Origin of the sequence: uncultured Nostoc sp., assembly GCF_964245575.1 — a bacterium.
Taxonomy (GTDB): Bacteria; Cyanobacteriota; Cyanobacteriia; order Cyanobacteriales; family Nostocaceae; genus Nostoc.
This window is the reverse complement of sequence record NZ_CAXTNP010000063.1, coordinates 14,484-31,534: the sequence shown is the minus strand read 5'-3', so window position 1 is coordinate 31,534 and position 17,051 is coordinate 14,484. Positions and strand designations below refer to the sequence as shown.

Below are 17,051 nucleotides of genomic sequence, written 5' to 3'. Positions count from 1 at the left end.
CTCGTGAATGAGTCTTTGAACTCCATTAATGAGTCTTTGAACTCCATTAATGAGTTTTTGATCTTAAATACGTTACGTAAGCGAACGCGAGTGCGTCTCGTAGAGAAGCTCGTCGTAGACATCGCACCTTTGCCAAAACTACCAGCTAGGCGATGTATCGGATCACAATCAGCCTCAGTGCCCTATTAAACAAAACGCACACCAATTATGATTAGTGTGCGTCTGCGGTTAGATTTTAGAAATTCTCGAACTTAGCGATCGCATCCTTCATTTTGTCTACCACCTCATCAACAGGGATAGCTCCCAATTCCCCAGAGGCGCGGGTACGGATACTCAAGGTGTTGGTTTCGACTTCCTTAGCTCCCACCACAGCCATCACAGGTATTTTTTCTTTCTCTGCATTGCGAATCTGTTTACCCAAGCGATCGCCACTGGTATCAACTTCTGCACGGATGCCTAACGCTCTCATCTTCGTTACCACATCTTTAGCAAAGTCTAGCTGTGTATCACCCACTGGGAGTAATCTAGCTTGCACTGGCGCTAACCACAAAGGAAAATCGCCTGCATACTCTTCAATTAAAATCCCAATCAACCGTTCCAGTGAACCAAAAGGCGCACGGTGAATCATCACTGGACGTTTGCGAACACCATCTTCGGCGACGTATTCCAACTCAAAGCGTTCTGGCAAATTGTAATCAACCTGCACAGTTCCTAATTGCCACTCCCGATCTAGGGCATCACTAAAGATAAAGTCAAGTTTTGGCCCATAAAAAGCCGCTTCTCCAATCCCTTCAAAGTGTTCCATCCCCAAGGTTTCAACTGCACGGCGAATTGCACCTTCGGCTTTGTCCCAAACTTCATCAGAACCGATGTACTTATCACTAGCAGGATCGCGGAAACTGAGTCTAGCTTTAAAGTTCTTCAGTTGCAGCTTATTGAACACCGACAAAATCAAATCCACCACATTGAGGAATTCGCTATCTAGCTGTTCTGGGGTGACGAACAAGTGAGAATCATCCACAGTAAAACCGCGCACCCGCGTTAAACCGCCCAATTCCCCTGATTGTTCGTAGCGGTAAACAGTACCAAATTCCGCCAGTCGCATCGGTAATTCCCGATAAGAGCGTAACTCACTCTTATATATTTGGATATGGAAAGGGCAGTTCATCGGCTTCATAACGAAGCCCTGTTCCTGTGCAGCTGATTCCTGATCATCTGCCATTAAGGGGAACATATCTTCTTTATATTTCTGCCAATGTCCAGAGGTTTTAAATAAATCTACTCTGGCAATGTGAGGTGTTACTACAGATAAATAACCCCGTTTTACCTGTTCTTGCTTGAGGAAGTCTTCTAAAGTACTCCGTAACAGAGTGCCTTTGGGTGTCCACAAAGGTAAACCCGGCCCTACTAGATCGGAAAATATAAATAATCCCAGTTCTTTCCCAAGTTTCCGGTGATCTCGCCGCAGCGCTTCTTCTTTGCGTCGCTTATATTCAGCGAGTTGTTCTGGGCTTTCCCAAGCGGTGGCGTAGATGCGTTGTAATTGGGCTTTAGTTTCATCCCCACGCCAATAAGCACCAGCAACGCTTTCTAGTTCAATTGCTTTGGGGTTTAATTCACTGGTATTTTCTAGATGAGGCCCCGCGCACAAATCCCACCATTCATTGCCCACGTGGTAAATCGTGATTGGTTCCTCTTTGATATCTGCCAGGATTTCTAGCTTGTAAGGTTCCTTAATTTCCTGAATCCGGCGTTCGGCTTCTTCGCGGCTGACTTCTTCCCGAATTACTGCCAGCTTGCGATTAATAATCTTCGCCATCTCTTTCTTGATGACTTTGAGATCATTTTCGCTAAATGGTTCTGGATTGTCGAAGTCGTAGTAAAAACCGTTTTCAATCCAAGGGCCGATTGTAACTTGCGCCTTGGGAAACAGCTTTTGTACTGCCATTGCCATAACATGGGAAGCAGTGTGGCGAATCTTTTTTAGGTTCTCCGATTCGCTGGTACGCGGTAAATAAATTTTTTCAACTTGTTCTGACTGATTTGATGAATTTGGCGACATTGACTGCTGAACCATTGGCGAGGTGATTACAAAAGGTGATTTATTTGAATCTGTAGGCTTATTCAACTATAACGACTTTGATTTTTGCTTTTTTCAGCTTTATCTTCCAACTACTGACTTAATTTGTGATCGGGGATAAAGATAAATTTTTCATTGGTTCGGTGAGTATCAAATTCAGGATTCCACGCGTAGGCGTAGCCCGTCGTAGACATCGCTAAATTATCTTATGAATTGCAACTTAGCGTCAGCTATACCTATAGATGCCTCTCCAAAGGAACTGTACAAACCCTAGAACAAGACTATATAATATAATATGTGTTATTTGTTACAAATTTTTACATCCTGGAATTATGAGAAAAAGAAAAAAAGTGTTAAGAAACGTAAATAACGTTAATATTAGTAAGAAAGTTTGAAATATCCTCCCCATTTATGTCAGACTCAAATTTACCAGGGACTGATTTGCTGAAAACGGTTTTAGAACCCCTGCTGGAAGATTTTCAGCATTGGTTTGCGCGATCGCGTCATCTACTCGAAACCGAGCAACTATCATTTATGAGTCACCAAGAGCAATCTGACTTGCTCTTGCGGGTTAAGCAAGCGCAGGATGAACTAAATACGGCGAAGATGCTGTTTACTGCTACTGATAAACAAGTCGGAATTGATATGGCAACGTTAATGCCTTGGCATCAATTAGTAACAGAATGTTGGAATGTCGCAATGCGCTTTCGCCAAGCGCGTGAAGCCTAAGCAACAGATGGAAGCATCTGCTAAATTTTGGCAGTCTACTTAGCGATGTCTCAAGATTAGTACAGTCCGGCGTAAATAAACCACCCATTCCAAATCGCCAAAAAGTCTGCCCTATAAGCAAACTTTTTGACTATTGACTTTTGCCTTGCGGTACTAGCCCCTTTGCGTCTACACGAGACGGTAAATCAGCCGTCAAAAAAATAGTAAAAACCTCTTAACACTTTCTTAACACTGTTTGGATTAACAAAGTAATGTATCCTATGCTACCGTAAGTGGAATAACGGTTGACAAATAGCTTCATATAAATGTAACCGTACAAAGAGTGCGTCAAATACTCGTCTTAACTGTGAGTCACAGTGTCGGCGAAACAAAGCGTTACAAAATCAGAATAAAGTTTTAAAAATTGCTGCCTGGAGGAAAATTCAATGTTACACCTGCTTTACATTCTTGCTTTTACAATCCTTGCATTTATAGCTGTTGGCAACTTAATTCGTAACCTGATCATGTTCAGTTTTGATCGGGAGCGAACTTACCCGACGAATTCCTCGCCAATGAATAATCAAGGCAACTATGGTTATTATTCATCAAAAAAACAGTTTGTACCCCATCCAGAGTTATTAGATAACGCGGGCAACTTAATTAAAGAGCCACTTTTGGTAATGCGTTCGATTAACGTTGAAGATGCGCGTCAACATCTCGATGCACTTTACGAAGCATCCCCAGGACAAAAAAGAGAAAATTCTGAAGAAGCGTAAAAGTTAGGAATTAGAAGTTAGGAGTTTGGGTGTAAATTATTGTTGTTTTTACATCCTTAACCCTTACCCTAGCAAAATTCTATTGCCATTCTTTGAATTTGAGGCGATCGCCTCGGTAGGCTGGTAAGTTAACAGTTTTTACAACAAGACGTATTGACAACGTAAATACATCTTGCCTAGACTATAAGGTATGGATGTTTTTTTCGTGCTTAATGGTGTCACCTTCCTTTGGAACGAGGAGAAAGCTTGGATTAATCCTAGCAATCATGACGGCATAACATTTCAGCAAGCCGTAGAAGCTTTCTTCGATCCGTTTCTAGTGGTGGTTGATGCAAGCCGAAATGATCAAGAGCGGGATGCTGTGATTGGCTTGGACAGACGATGGAATCTTCTGTACGTCGTCTACATTCAGCGTGAAAACGACATGATTAGGATCATATCGGCTCGGAAAGCGACGCGCAAGGAACGTGAATACTATGAAAGCTGAATTCTTAAAAAAGCGGCTCGATAAAAGTCGTCCAATGACAACAATCACAATTCGCATTCCCGAAGATGTGATTGAGGATTTGAAGCGAGTAGCACCATTGTTAGGGTTTTCTGGTTATCAACCATTAGTTCGTGCTTACATCGGACAAGGACTCCGATCTGATCTTGAGCGACTTGAAGGTGATACTGTTTCTACATTGATTGCCAGCCTGAAACGGCATGGTGTGAGTGATGAGATAATTCGTGAAGCACTCAGCGAAGCGACTGAGCGGTAGTTTTCAATTCTCTAGTCGCAATCAGCAGTTAAACAAGATAAGGTTCTGGCACACATCAAGATGTAGGTCTGAATTCTAATTGTATAACATCTCATTTGAGCAGATATACGAAATACTCTGGTATAGATAAGGTATGGGAATAGAGGGAAACTTCAAGCAAATATCCGCAACTCTTTTAGAAATAGCGAAACAAGATTTGTATGTGTTGGACTTGTATCTTCATGCAAAAGAAGCTTTAGAAACAGGAGCAGTCCAACATCTGCCTGCCTACTTAAAAAAAAAGGAATTAATGATAACCTGGACGCTCTTATTGGTGAGGAGCAATGGAGAATTGGAAGACTAGAGATTGATTCATATTGGCACGCAATTCACTACTTGTTAACTGAGGATATATCTTCGTGGGAAGAATGTCAGATACCTTTTATTATTGCCCGAAAGGAGAAAAACAACCGATTGCTAATCAATGCGGTGATGGGCAGAACCTCAATTGAAGGAACAAAAGGTAGTTTCAAAGATTTCGGCCCTGTAAAATATCTTGTTCCCTCAGAAACTCAGCAAATCTCCGAAGCGCTGCTTCAAATTTCAGAAAAAGAGTTTGCTAAGAGATATAAAGAAGCTTGTGTGCTAAATCCAGATGTTTACAGAACATTATGGGATGAGGAAGTAGATGATTATTGGTATATGTTTCAGTGCGTTTCAGAGTACTACAGGATAGCTGCTGAAGAAGCTAGAGGTATGCTGTTCTACCTCGGTTGTTTTTACGGGGTTGATTTCATGTGGGAAATGCAAGAGTAATATCGCAAGCTAATAATTCGGTTGAAACGGATTGAAGGAAACCCTTGGGGTTGATCAAAAGTTATCTGCGGCGGCTCAATTTTACCATTATACTGCCGAGCGATCGCACTAATCATAAAATAGGGAGTGAGCCATTCACCACTCCCTAATTTCTCTAAGCTTCAATAACTACCCGTAAATTACCTCGTTTTTTTGCAACGCGACAAGCAGTCGTAGTACCAGAACGCTCGAATTCTAAATCGAGGATGGTGGGGCCGACTCGCAAATTATGAAATGACAAGCGATTAATCGATTCTGGCAAAGCGGGGTCGATTATTCGCAAGCAGTTATTTTGAGCATCAGGCACTAAGTTGACCATCATTTGCAGGAGTTGGAAAATACTACCAGTAGCCCAAGCTTGGGGAGTACAGGCAACTGGATACTGCACAGGGGTATTATCACCGTTCCGTTCGTAGCCGCAAAAAAGTTCTGGAGGACGTTGATAGGGTTGCTGCTGAGTCATATCGAATAAACCTTGGAATATTTCTAGGGCTTGATCGATAAGACCAAGCGATCGCAATCCCATTGCAATCAGAGCGTTATCATGGGGCCAAACCGAACCAATGTGATAACCCATCGGATTATAAGCGGGTGATAAACTACTCAGAGTCCGAATGCCCCAACCATTAAACATATCTGGTGCCCGCAACCGTTCTGCTACACTATAGGCTCTTTCGTGTGTGAAGAGGCCCAAATGTAGACAATGACCAGGGTTTGAGGTAATACTGTCTACTGGCTTGCCATCTCCATCTAAAGCCAAAGCGCAAAAATCCTGGTTTTCCACCCAAAAATCTCGATTAAAACGAACTTTGAGACTTCTGGCCTCTTCTTGCCAACGATCTGCCAAATCAAGCCGCTTCTTCATCCTAGCTATTTCTGCTAGGCGCATTTTTGCAGCATAGACGTAAGCTTGCACTTCACAAAGGGCAATTGGGCCGTTGGCTAATTCTCCCTTGTGGTCTACGATACAGTCACCAGAGTCCTTCCAACCTTGGTTAACAAGACCGCGTTTGGATTTACGGAAGTAACTGAGGTAGCTGGTTTCTTTCGTATTGCGATCGATCCAGTCCATTGCTGCTAGAGCATTCGGCCAAAGTTGCTCTAGAAGTTCGTGATCGTGAGTCCAAGCATAATGTTCGGCATACAGCATCAGCCACAGGGGAGTGGCATCAACTGTACCGTAGTAGGGTGTATGGGGAATTTCTTGACAACGAGCCATTTCTCCCAAACGTAACTCGTGCAAAATCTTACCCGGTTCTTCTTCGCGCCATTCGTCGTCGATTTTACCTTGGTATGCCGCAAGCAATATCAGGGTTTCTTTGGCGATTTGCGAGTTTAACATTAGGGCTTGAGAAGCTGTAATCAGCGAATCCCGCCCAAATAGTGTCGAAAACCAGGGCACTCCAGCCGAAACTGTCTTATGCTTACCAAAAGACTGACGCAACAAATACATATCTTGCTCGGCCCGTTCAATGACTCGATTGAAGGTGCTTTTATCTGAGCTAATGCGTGTAATTTGCTGTACCCAGTTTTGCTCCTCCATCAACTCAGCAGCTTTCGCCTGTCCTAAAGTGAAGGCGGCGCTCACGGTTGAACTAGACTGGTTGTTTTTCAACATGCTCACCCGGTAGCCCAACTTTTGAGTTTCGTGAGAAGCCAACTCTAGCTGCCAAACCGCAGTGTAACCCTTGAAATAGTCTGGTTGGCGATGCTGGAATAAAATACGGGATTCCATCACCGAGCCATCCAGACCTTGATAGGCAAGTGTTAAGGATTCTTCTCTAAAAGTTGGTGGTTCTTTGGATATAGGCGAAACACTATCGCCTAAAGAAACTGTTCCTTCTTCAGCCGTTGGTTCTACTAGACGTAAAAGCCTACCTCGTTTTTCTCTGTCATAGCCCCGGACTTCAAATAAATCAAGAAAATCCGCATTAAAGCTGATGGTTAGTTCAAAATTGACAGTGGTTGTGCTGTAGTTAGATACCTCTATTTCTTCAAATAGTGCCCCGTTCAGAACCATTTCCCGGCTAATTCCCACAGTTTCGGCTTTCAGACGTTCGTCGATTCTGGGGTTAGTACATAAAACGGAGAGTGAAAACCCTTTTTCAGCAGTACTACTGAGCAGTACAGGCGATCGCCCTTCAATTTGCAACTCCAAGCGATTGATAAATCTCGTATCACAACAAAACAGTCCCATGCTGGAATTGCCATCGTTGAGGGAACAGCCAGAAATATTCCCGATAGTATCCGTCACAAAAAATAAATCATCATCTTTAACCGTCAGTGTCGGTTGTGGTCTTTCACTCACAACACAAGGCCACTCCGGGATAGGTAATTGTTCGGCAGGAATAAAAGTTTTTCCATCCAGGAAAATTTTTTCCTGGGTGATTAGCGTATCCGGTGTCATTAGCTAAAGTTCCGTGTACAGGTCTATATTTTTGTGGTCTTCTGAGTAGAGGTTGCTGACCCTCACAACTTTCAAAAAAAAGACGCTTTTTAAAACTTGCTTGAGCCATTGGAGCCAAAATAACACTTAACTACTGCTGACAACATAGCAGCGCTCAAACCAGTAGAAGCAGATATTTATAGACTTACGCCTGATGTGAATTAGAAAAGCCTCTTATCGCATAAGGGTTTCTAGACTTGCCCAAAATCTTAGTTTTGGGACTACCCACGAAATTACAAGTGTTTCAAGACTTAATTCACATTAGACGTGACTTACATTTTATAACTCTAAATTGACACTTTTCCCACTTGTAGGGCTGAGGTTATTTGTTTTCTATTATTATACGATTTGGTTTTAAATATCTATGGTATTTGATTAGACTAATTTATGATAATTCATTAATTTATTAATTTTAATCAATAATTATTGATTAAATTATGTGAATGTAGCAGTAATGATTTTTTGGATAAGAAAATTTATTTAGTGACCATAAATCAACAGTAAGCAAAGTAGCCTGTTGTAAGCTATCGCGCCTACAAGTTGCACTATTTTCATTGTCAAAAAAAGCTGCAAACCCTCTCCCTTGTTCCCAGCAATAACTGCCCCCCTGCGGCCTGAATGTGCTTGCTTAAATGCTTAACAGCTTAGACATCGCCCACTTTGCTTACACCTGGACTATCAATCAATAATCAGTGGTTATCAAGAAAAAATAATTAAAATATACAAAGAATAAAAGCTTAGTACTTAGTATGGAAATATTTTGGTTGTGCAAGCATATTTCAAACTCGGTCAAGAATGTATATTGGGCGTAGTAGGTTGTCAATCAACAAATCAAGTTGTATGCACTCCTCCTAATTGGTAACAAAGTGTTGCGCCTGCTTTGGCAGAAAGTGCTTAAGCGTGTTCTTTACATATTGAAACTCTCTATTTAACTTGAGAGTCCCTTGGAATTTGTACAATGCAGCTGTGACTTTTGATCTTGTCGAGGTTGAGCGTTTAACAATAATTCATGAGCATTTCGACTTCTGTGCTGAGTGATCTGCTAAAGTCCCTAGCATACTTGCGGCCCCAGCTATATTTTAAAGCTTCATTAACGGCGCTCTCCCATGCGATGGAAGATCAAGTTTTGGCTGCGACTTTAGCACAACCCCTTGTAATTGCTAGTTTCCAGCGAGAGCGATTCTACCGTCAAGAAGCTCATCGCTACCAACGACTTGCCTTGCGGAGTAACCAAATATACGTATTAGCTGCTCCGGAAACGGATTTCGCCAACAGTTCAGAATACTACGAAAAGATAGCTTTTGAGCCAACGGATGGCTTAAGCCATGAGTGGCATTTGGTAGTGATTGCTGACAATTATGCTACCTGTCTAGTTTGTCGGGAAAGCCTTGGTTCTATTACCAAAAACAAGCAATTACCGGAACTAAGCCCTAATCTGGATATAGACGCAGCGCGAAGATTTGAGGGAGTTTGGACATCGGAAAGAGGAGTTAGTCTCAAAGCAGCTGAACTGCTGTTAAACAGGATTTTAGTTTACAGACCAGAACTGGCAAGTAAAATTGAGGAGGCACGTCAGAGGTTTGGTATAGACGAGCCGCGAAACCACTTTGGAGCAGAACAGGTCAACGAATATGCTTGTGACATCGATACAGATCCCTTTGTGCAGCGCTTAGTAACTTACTTGCAAGCTAGTCAGTACAAATTGCACAAAGCCTACCGTTCCATTGCTGCCCAAGCACGAAAAGAACGATTAGTCAACTCGATTAGCACAGCCATTCGGCGATCGCTCGATCCTCACGAAGTTCTCCAGGTGGCGGCACAAGAATTAGGACAACACCTAGAAGCTTGTCGCTGTCTAATTTACCGCGCTCAAGCCACAGATAGCCAAGCCATAATTGAACACGAGTTTTTAACTCCTGGTATTTTATCTGTTCGTGGGCAAACCTGGGAGTTACAAAAAAATACTCTATTTCGGGGCATAGTAGAACTTGGCGAAGGGGTTTGTGTAAGTGATACGCTGAGTGACCCTCGCGTTACCAATTCGCCAGCACTTTCCACGATCGCCAAAAAGTTTGCCATTCGTTCTTGGCTGATGGAACCAGTATTCTATCAGGGGCGATTATTGGGCATCGTGGAGTTGCACTATTGCCGAATGCCACCGCACGAGTGCCAACCTGGGGAATTGGATTTAGTAAAAGCGATCGCCACCCAAGTAGGAGCAGCTCTCATCCAAGCGGAAGCTTACGCTAACCTAGAAGAACTTAACCAGCAGTTAGAAGCCCTAGACCGCACCCGCAGCAACCTCATAGCCATCACCGGACATGAACTGCGTACTCCCCTATCCACCATTCAAGTGTGCCTGGAAAGCCTTGCTAGTGAGCCGGATATGCCTTTGGAGTTGCAGCAAATCATGCTCAACACTGCTCTTTCAGACTCAGAACGCATGCGAAAACTGGTACAAGATTTCCTCACACTTTCCAACTTGGAAAGCGGTCGGGTGGAATGGCATCCAGAATCCCTGTCTTTACAAGAGTGTGTAGATTTATCACTCAGCCGAAATCGCACGCGTTCCTCAACGGAAAAGCCACCCAAAATCAAAACTCAAATTGCCGAAAACCTACCTTTGGTTAGAGCAGACGGAGATTGGCTGGTAGAGGTACTGGCAAAACTCATAGATAACGCTTGTAAATTTACGCCACCCCAAGGAGAAATCACCATTAAAGCGATTTACAACAGCCATCAAATAGTCGAGGTTACTGTGGCTGACACTGGACGCGGCATTGAACCAAATCGTTTAGAAATAGTTTTTGACCGCTTCTATCAAGAAGAGGGAGCGCTGCGCCGCACCACTGGCGGGACTGGACTTGGTTTAGCAATTTGCCGTCAAATTGTTAATGGCTGGGGTGGGGAAATTTGGGCAGAGTCAACTGGCAAAGACCAAGGTAGTCAGTTTCACTTCACCATACCGATTGTTCAGAGTAGCCAAGAGGAAAAGCGGACAAAAGTCAAGAGTAAATAGGGATTGGGGATTGGGGATTGGGGGATTGATGATTGGGGACTTGTACTGAGCGTATCGCTAAAGCGAAAGCTCCGCTAACGCGTAGCGTCTCCAAGAGTTGCCGAAGTATTGGGGATTGGGGATTGGTTTTTAACAAAGGACTAATGACCAATGACTAATGACTAACGAATAATGACTAAAAACTGTTACAGTCTATGACGCGATCGCAATATGATCCTGATTGCGGTGTTAGGATTCCCTAAAAACGTTGAGAGAACACTTTATGGCAGAAACACTCTCTGGACAAACCCCGCTATTCGGTGGCAGCACCGGTGGCTTGCTAAACAAAGCAGAAGTGGAAGAAAAGTACGCTATTACTTGGACTAGCCCGAAAGAGCAAGTTTTTGAATTGCCTACAGGTGGTGCTGCTACTATGCAAAAAGGTGAAAACCTGCTGTATATAGCTCGTAAAGAATATGGAATCTTTTTGGGCGGTCAGCAACTCCGGAAACTCAAAATTACAGATTACAAAATTTACCGGATTTTACCCAACGGAGAAACCACTTTACTTCACCCAGCTGATGGTGTATTCCCTGAAAAGGTGAATGAAGGTCGTGACAAAGTGCGTTATGTAGACCGTCGTATCGGACAAAACCCCAGTCCCGCTAAACTTAAGTTTAGCGGTGTTTATACCTACGACGCTCCGTAACTAGCTATTAGTAGCTAATGGGTAATTAGTAATGGATAATTGGTAAGAAAATAATTACCCATTACCCATTACCAATTACCTTTAAAAAATAATGATGTTTCCGGATTTCTCGCAGTTTTCGGCCCTAGCGCAACAAGGCAACTTCGTCCCGGTATATCAAGAATGGGTGGCAGACCTAGATACGCCCGTATCTGCTTGGTATAAAGTGTGTGCAGGTCAGCCTTATAGCTTTTTGTTGGAATCGATCGAAGGTGGGGAAAAACTGGGACGCTATAGTTTAGTGGGTTGCGATCCTTTGTGGGTTTTGGAAGCAAGGGGCGATCGCACAACCCAAAAAAACCGTGATGGTTCGCAGGTCGTTTTTGCAGGCGACCCTTTTACAGCCTTAGCCGAATGTTTAGCACCTTTTCACCCAGTCAAGTTACCACAGCTACCGCCAGGAATTGGCGGTTTGTTTGGGTTTTGGGGCTATGAATTAATTCGCTGGATTGAGCCGCGTGTACCAATTTATCCACCAGATGAGCGAAATATCCCTGATGGGTTGTGGATGCAGGTAGACCACCTATTGATTTTTGACCAGGTGAAGCGGAAAATTTGGGCGATCGCTTATGCTGATTTACGTGACCCGAAAGTAGATTTCAAAGCAGCATATCAACAAGCGTGCGATCGCGTCACCCAAATGCTCGAAAAGCTATCTCTGCCTCTATCGCCAGAAAAAACTCGATTGGAATGGAAACCGCCAGGGAGCAGGGGAGCAGAGGAGCAAGGGAGCAAAGCAGCAGAGGAGTATAATAGTAATTTCACCCGCCCTGATTTTTGTGCTAGCGTCCAAAAGGCTAAAGACTACATCAAAGCAGGCGATATCTTCCAAGTAGTAATTTCCCAGCGACTATCAACAGCATATACAGGCGACCCCTTTGCCCTTTATCGCTCTCTACGCCAGATAAATCCTTCGCCTTACATGGCTTACTTTAACTTCCAAAATTGGCAAATCATCGGTTCCAGTCCCGAAGTGATGGTGAAAGCCGAAACCGATTCAGATGGTGGAGTAATAGCAACAGTACGCCCAATTGCCGGGACGCGTCCACGGGGTAAAACTACCCAGGAAGATGCAGCTTTTGCAAAGGATTTACTCGAAGATCCTAAAGAAGTTGCCGAACATGTGATGCTTGTAGATTTAGGGCGAAATGATTTGGGGCGTGTTTGTGAAAATGGTAGCGTCAAAGTTGATGAATTAATGGTAGTTGAGCGCTACTCCCATGTAATGCACATAGTTAGCAATGTTGTGGGTAAATTAGCACTTGGTAAAACAGCATGGGATTTATTGAAAGCTTGTTTCCCAGCAGGTACGGTAAGCGGCGCACCCAAGATTCGGGCAATGGAGATTATCCACGAGTTAGAGTCTAGTCGTCGGGGTGTTTATTCCGGTGTGTATGGATATTACGATTTTGAAGGACAATTAAATACTGCGATCGCAATTCGCACAATGGTAGTGCATGATAATACGGTAAGCGTGCAAGCCGGTGCCGGTTTGGTGGCTGATTCTGAGCCAGAAAAAGAATACGAAGAGACGCTGAATAAAGCCAGAGGTCTATTAGAGGCGATTCGCTGTTTGCGTTGAACTCGGGCTTGGGGACTAGTACCGGAAGGCGGAAGTCAAAAGTCAAAAGTCAAAAGTCACCCATGCTTTAATTTTGGGCTTTCTGGCTGTTTGGAATGGTAGGTTTATTTCCGCCGACCTGTTGTACTAGTACACCAATTCAGTAATTCTGGAAGAACCTCTCCCCCAACCCTACAACGGTTGGGGGCTGGGGACTAGTAGGCTGTCAAGTCAACAATGCTTAGTAAACCAAGTTTTAGAATATTTCTCTCTGTGTTCTCCGTGCCTGGAGCGGTTCGTTATTTAATCCAAGCATTGTTAGCTTGACACAGTACTAGTACAGGCGGAAATTTGCCTACCTTTAACAATGGGATTTTGCCCCTTGTCTGCCTGTATAGTTACTTTCGCCAATTAATTGCACACTGGTTTTTGTTGGTTAAGTGTAAAACTGGGCTTGATACAAGTACAGTATAGGAAAGGGCGATCGCTCTTGGCTAAAAATCCTGTTTTTGCCTGATTGTGTCCTGCAAATATTTAAGTTATTTCTACAGCCAAAACTGGCGATCGCCATTCAGCGAATTTGGGATAATACCTTGTAACCGCCTATAGGCTATACGGTCAGATCCATAGAGTGGAACGGGTAAGCGTGGCTCTTTCAGCGCTCCATGATGGAGCAAGGTAAGTTTCAGCGTTGCTTCTATTACATCCTCAATAGGTGCTTGGTGTCCTTTCTCATGTACTCTTAAACGTAAAGGATAAGGTAAGCCCATATTTTCAGAGGGTAATTTAGTAGTTACCAAAATCACTTCACGAGAGGACAAACGAAGTGCTAGCCCTTGTGTGGGTGCTTTCACAACTGACTGATAATAGTTATATAATCTGGGAATACCAGACTTAATACACTCTACGAGAATAAACTTAGAATTAATTGCTTTGGCTCTTTCCTGTAAATATTCAACTTCATTACCACAAAAGCGTCCGTCACGGTAAATTAGTACAGTTTTTTCGCTGATATCAGCAGATGGGAGAAACCTTTCTAATGTTTGTTTATCAATTTCTTCACCTTCTGTTGAAACATCTTCTAACCTATAACGAATAAAATCCCCTTGTTTTCCGTACAGACGAACACTTGCACAGACATTTCTGCTACCAACGGTTTTCTTTTTGGGTTTTCTAGAAATATCTAAGCCGATAAAATAATCAGCAACCCCTAAAGGTTCTGCTAGAATAAAAGGCAAATTTCCTAATTTTGCCAAAATTCCTAGTATTACTTGATTGAGGATATTTTTGTAATTGCTAGGATTTTTCAAAGTATCCTCATAGATTACTTGGCTTACTATCTCAGGGTTACTACGTCGGAGTAGTCTTGAAGAAACAAAAGTATATAAGCTACCATTATCACTGTTATCAGTATGGCGATCGCTCTGTGGTAGAAAGGTCAAAACAATATCAGTAGGAATAGCTATTAAATCGTCAAGGGCTTTCTCCACTTTAGCTCTAGCTTCAGCACTACTTAAACCATTGATAGAAACAGCTTTTCTTCTATCTTCATCAATCTCAAGGCTTTCAAAACCATAGTCTTTTAAGCGTTGCCGAAGTTGCTTAAGAAAAGATATATTAACTTGAAAATCACCTATTTTTAGCGCTGCAATGCGAATTTTTATAGAGGAGTCTTCATAATTTTTGTGACGGCGATAAACGCCACCTCTAGATAGTCCCTTCAAAACTTCATTTCGCTTGCAAATTACATTCTTGCCAAATTGAAGTAATGTGTCCTCAAGTTTGAAACTAGGGAGTAAGAATAATTTGGGATACTTCCCGTTGTTAATACATTTAGCTGCTAATTGAAAACCATAAAGAGCTAAAGTACTTGTAGCTTCTTGTTTGGATAAAGCTAAACGATTTTGCCGTTCTTGATAAGGAATTTTAGTTTGCTTTTTTAAATCACCATACTTTACTTCAAATAAGTCAGCCGTTTCTTCTGTAACACAGGGAATTAAAGCAGCCATTGGATAGTCAAATCGTTGTTTATCCTTACCAAATTGAATAGTTACTACAGGTTGCTCATTTGGTGCTGCTTCAGGTTGAAGTTTTTGTTTACTAATAGCTCCAGTCGCTTTTTCAAAAAGTTTTTCTCTACGCTCTCCAAAAATTCCTCCAAGAGCCACAATTGTAGCAGAGCTATTTTTTTCAATATCTCGGACTTTTAAGCCAATCAAAAGCTTATTTGAGTCTTGTCGGTAGGGATGATTTTCGTAAAATTCAGCTAAATCACCTTTGAAAATAAAAGAACTGTGAATTGTAAAAGCAATAGCAGGATGTAAAGTATCTTTTATTTCTATCGTTTCTGCCCAAAAATCTACTTCACGTTTGACTTCTACCTTATTTTCAGACCAAACAGTATCAGATGAAAAAGGTCGTCTAACTTTCAAGACCCTTACAGCTAATTGAGCCAGTATAGAAGCTGTTATTTGTGGTTGGCTTACCCACTGAATTGAGTAAGTGCGATCGCCAATATCTTTTTTCAAGTCCACTTGAATTTCTGTTAAAGCTTTTCGCCATTGATCTAAATTTGGCATTGATTGATTAGGTTTAGCTAAAACCCAAAAATTCCCATCTGCAAAAATGACTATAATATCAGGAAATTTATGATTAAACCGCCAACTTACACGATTACCTATTTCAGTATCGGCTCTGGGAGTCAGTCGAAAGCAAATTAAGTTAGGTTGAGGAATATTTAGTAAAAATATTTCCGACAAAAATATTGGGTATACATTAGTTTTTAGGGGGGATTGAAGTACAGCAGCAGTCATGTAGAAACCTCTGATACAGTAAATTCACAAATTGAGTTAAACGAACAGTAGCGACAACTTACACCCGGATTTTGGGGAAATATTTGACTGAAATCAGCAGAATTTTTACGGTAGCGTCTCAAATCTTCTTCATGTCGTTGAGCTATTAAAGCGAGTTCTATCTGAAAAGCCTTAAGAGTGTTAGATGTTGCGCTAATAGGTTCTGACCACTTACCATTTTCTAAGTTATAAAAAGATGCTACTGCTCTTTGCTGGGGGTACAAATAACTAGCTGCTAGTAAGTAAATATACCCTTGCCGCCGATCAAAATCAGAGTGGCCAGTTTTGAAATCTAAAATGTGCAAAGTATCATCTTCTTCGGCAAAAATGCAGTCAATTGCAGCATAGAAGTTAAAAGACTGATTACCCTGCTTAATCAGAATTGGTTTTGGAAAACCCTCATCACCTCGGCTAAGTTGAATAATTTTCTTCTCAGCAAGAATTGGATTTTGCTGGTAGTTTGTCAGTATCTGAAGTACTCGCTGCTGAACCAAATCTGACTCTTTCCGCAATTCCAGAATCTCTATCATTTGTTCTACAGCATCTTCTTGATGTAACATCAGGGAGTTTTCATGAAACTCATAAACCCCCCTTTGTGCTAGTAATCCAATTCGCTGAGGAGTGCTATCACTTGCCAAGATTGCTGCAACCGCAGGTTCTCGCGATCGCGCTTTTGTAAAACCTCGTTTCATGTCACAGTGCAAGTGTTCTTTCCCTACGGGTGGAGAATACTGCAACCATAGGTTGTAACTGGCAAATGGTAGCCAATTTTGGCTCATTGATGTCAAGTTCCAGAATTTAGCAGAGAAAAAAATTTTACTTGGTCAGGATTTCGTAGATTGCTGTATTTGCTCTCTTTGATTTGGATACACCAATCTCGGTTGCCATTTCCAAGGTACGCAAGCCTTCTAGCATCTGTTCCGCAGCCTTTCTTAGTTGTGGATTGCGGCTTGTTTTTTGAATTTCTTCAAGCAAAACTGGTAGAGGTCTACCAACGGAGAAACTCAGTTGTTCAGCGTTCAACAATTGTTTATTCATACTTTTGCTCTTGTGTAACGGAATATAACTCAACGAACATCAGTATAGTCGCCTGAATTGCTATATAATTTCAACAAAGCAAGATATCATCTGTTCAGTATTGAACCATATTATTCAACCTGTTTAAATTTTGTCAACTATTTAATTTATTTAAAATAAATGTTGAGTTTTATTTTCAACATTGGTATTATTTATCTATGAATGATTCAAAGGCAAAAAATTTTGGGTAACTTATAGCCCAGCGACTCC

General features: G+C 42.1%; 15 protein-coding genes. 10 read left to right on the top strand and 5 right to left on the bottom strand.

The features are described from left to right. On the top strand, positions 1 to 189 hold a 189-nt coding region (locus tag ACFFAP_RS12590), incomplete at its 5' end, for a hypothetical protein (RefSeq protein ID WP_375511535.1). Between the two features lie 46 nt (positions 190 to 235). Here ACFFAP_RS12590 and thrS read toward each other — a convergent pair. Then, a complete protein-coding gene (gene thrS / locus ACFFAP_RS12585) occupies positions 236 to 2,077 on the bottom strand; it encodes a threonine--tRNA ligase (protein ID WP_375511538.1) in 1,842 nt (613 codons plus the stop codon). Positions 2,078 to 2,491: 414 nt separating this feature from the next. On the opposite strand from thrS, the gene ACFFAP_RS12580 reads away from it, so the two are divergent. From ACFFAP_RS12580 to ACFFAP_RS12555, 6 genes are all read left to right on the top strand, one after another. Continuing rightward, positions 2,492 to 2,809 carry a DUF2605 domain-containing protein gene (locus tag ACFFAP_RS12580; protein ID WP_375511534.1) on the top strand — a complete coding sequence of 106 codons (318 nt, stop codon included), beginning with the start codon at positions 2,492 to 2,494 and terminating at the stop codon, positions 2,807 to 2,809. Positions 2,810 to 3,234: 425 nt separating this feature from the next. Further along, complete coding sequence (locus ACFFAP_RS12575; RefSeq protein WP_375511533.1) at positions 3,235 to 3,564, top strand: DUF2973 domain-containing protein; 330 nt, start codon at positions 3,235 to 3,237, stop codon at positions 3,562 to 3,564. 190 nt (positions 3,565 to 3,754) lie between these two features. Beyond that, positions 3,755 to 4,051 carry a BrnT family toxin gene (locus tag ACFFAP_RS12570; RefSeq protein ID WP_375511532.1) on the top strand — a complete coding sequence of 99 codons (297 nt, stop codon included), beginning with the start codon at positions 3,755 to 3,757 and terminating at the stop codon, positions 4,049 to 4,051. Continuing rightward, on the top strand, positions 4,041 to 4,325 hold the full coding sequence (locus ACFFAP_RS12565) for a hypothetical protein (protein WP_375511531.1): 285 nt from the start codon (positions 4,041 to 4,043) through the stop codon (positions 4,323 to 4,325). The genes ACFFAP_RS12570 and ACFFAP_RS12565 overlap by 11 nt, the downstream gene beginning before the upstream one ends. Positions 4,326 to 4,458: 133 nt before the next feature. Beyond that, positions 4,459 to 4,668, top strand: coding sequence for a hypothetical protein (locus ACFFAP_RS12560; protein WP_375511530.1), 210 nt, complete (start codon positions 4,459 to 4,461; stop codon positions 4,666 to 4,668). Next, positions 4,611 to 5,120, top strand: a complete 510-nt coding sequence (locus ACFFAP_RS12555) for a DUF1877 family protein (RefSeq protein ID WP_375511537.1) — start codon at positions 4,611 to 4,613, stop codon at positions 5,118 to 5,120. The genes ACFFAP_RS12560 and ACFFAP_RS12555 overlap by 58 nt, the downstream gene beginning before the upstream one ends. Before the next feature lie 154 nt (positions 5,121 to 5,274). On the opposite strand, the gene ACFFAP_RS12550 is transcribed toward ACFFAP_RS12555, so the two are convergent. After that, positions 5,275 to 7,566, bottom strand: a complete 2,292-nt coding sequence (locus tag ACFFAP_RS12550; RefSeq protein ID WP_375511529.1) for a glycogen debranching N-terminal domain-containing protein — start codon at positions 7,564 to 7,566, stop codon at positions 5,275 to 5,277. A 1,048-nt stretch (positions 7,567 to 8,614) separates the two neighbouring features. Between ACFFAP_RS12550 and ACFFAP_RS12545 the strand changes: the two genes are divergently transcribed. The 3 genes from ACFFAP_RS12545 (at position 8,615) to trpE (ending at position 12,933) form a co-directional block, all read left to right on the top strand. Beyond that, positions 8,615 to 10,624 carry a DICT sensory domain-containing protein gene (locus tag ACFFAP_RS12545; RefSeq protein WP_375511528.1) on the top strand — a complete coding sequence of 670 codons (2,010 nt, stop codon included), beginning with the start codon at positions 8,615 to 8,617 and terminating at the stop codon, positions 10,622 to 10,624. Between the two features lie 262 nt (positions 10,625 to 10,886). Then, positions 10,887 to 11,312: a photosystem I reaction center subunit II PsaD gene (locus tag ACFFAP_RS12540; RefSeq protein WP_375511527.1), complete on the top strand. Its 426-nt coding sequence runs from the start codon at positions 10,887 to 10,889 to the stop codon at positions 11,310 to 11,312. Positions 11,313 to 11,403: 91 nt separating this feature from the next. After that, positions 11,404 to 12,933: an anthranilate synthase component I gene (trpE, locus tag ACFFAP_RS12535; RefSeq protein ID WP_375511526.1), complete on the top strand. Its 1,530-nt coding sequence runs from the start codon at positions 11,404 to 11,406 to the stop codon at positions 12,931 to 12,933. 524 nt (positions 12,934 to 13,457) lie between these two features. Here trpE and ACFFAP_RS12530 read toward each other — a convergent pair. The 3 genes from ACFFAP_RS12530 to ACFFAP_RS12520 are packed head-to-tail and all read right to left on the bottom strand — an operon-like array spanning position 13,458 to position 16,802. Continuing rightward, on the bottom strand, positions 13,458 to 15,725 hold the full coding sequence (locus ACFFAP_RS12530; RefSeq protein WP_375511525.1) for a Piwi domain-containing protein: 2,268 nt from the start codon (positions 15,723 to 15,725) through the stop codon (positions 13,458 to 13,460). Further along, positions 15,722 to 16,543, bottom strand: coding sequence for a PD-(D/E)XK nuclease family protein (locus ACFFAP_RS12525; protein ID WP_375511524.1), 822 nt, complete (start codon positions 16,541 to 16,543; stop codon positions 15,722 to 15,724). Before ACFFAP_RS12525 ends, ACFFAP_RS12530 begins: the two co-directional genes overlap by 4 nt. 37 nt (positions 16,544 to 16,580) lie before the next feature. Next, positions 16,581 to 16,802, bottom strand: coding sequence for a hypothetical protein (locus ACFFAP_RS12520; protein ID WP_375511523.1), 222 nt, complete (start codon positions 16,800 to 16,802; stop codon positions 16,581 to 16,583). Positions 16,803 to 17,051: the final 249 nt, after the last annotated feature.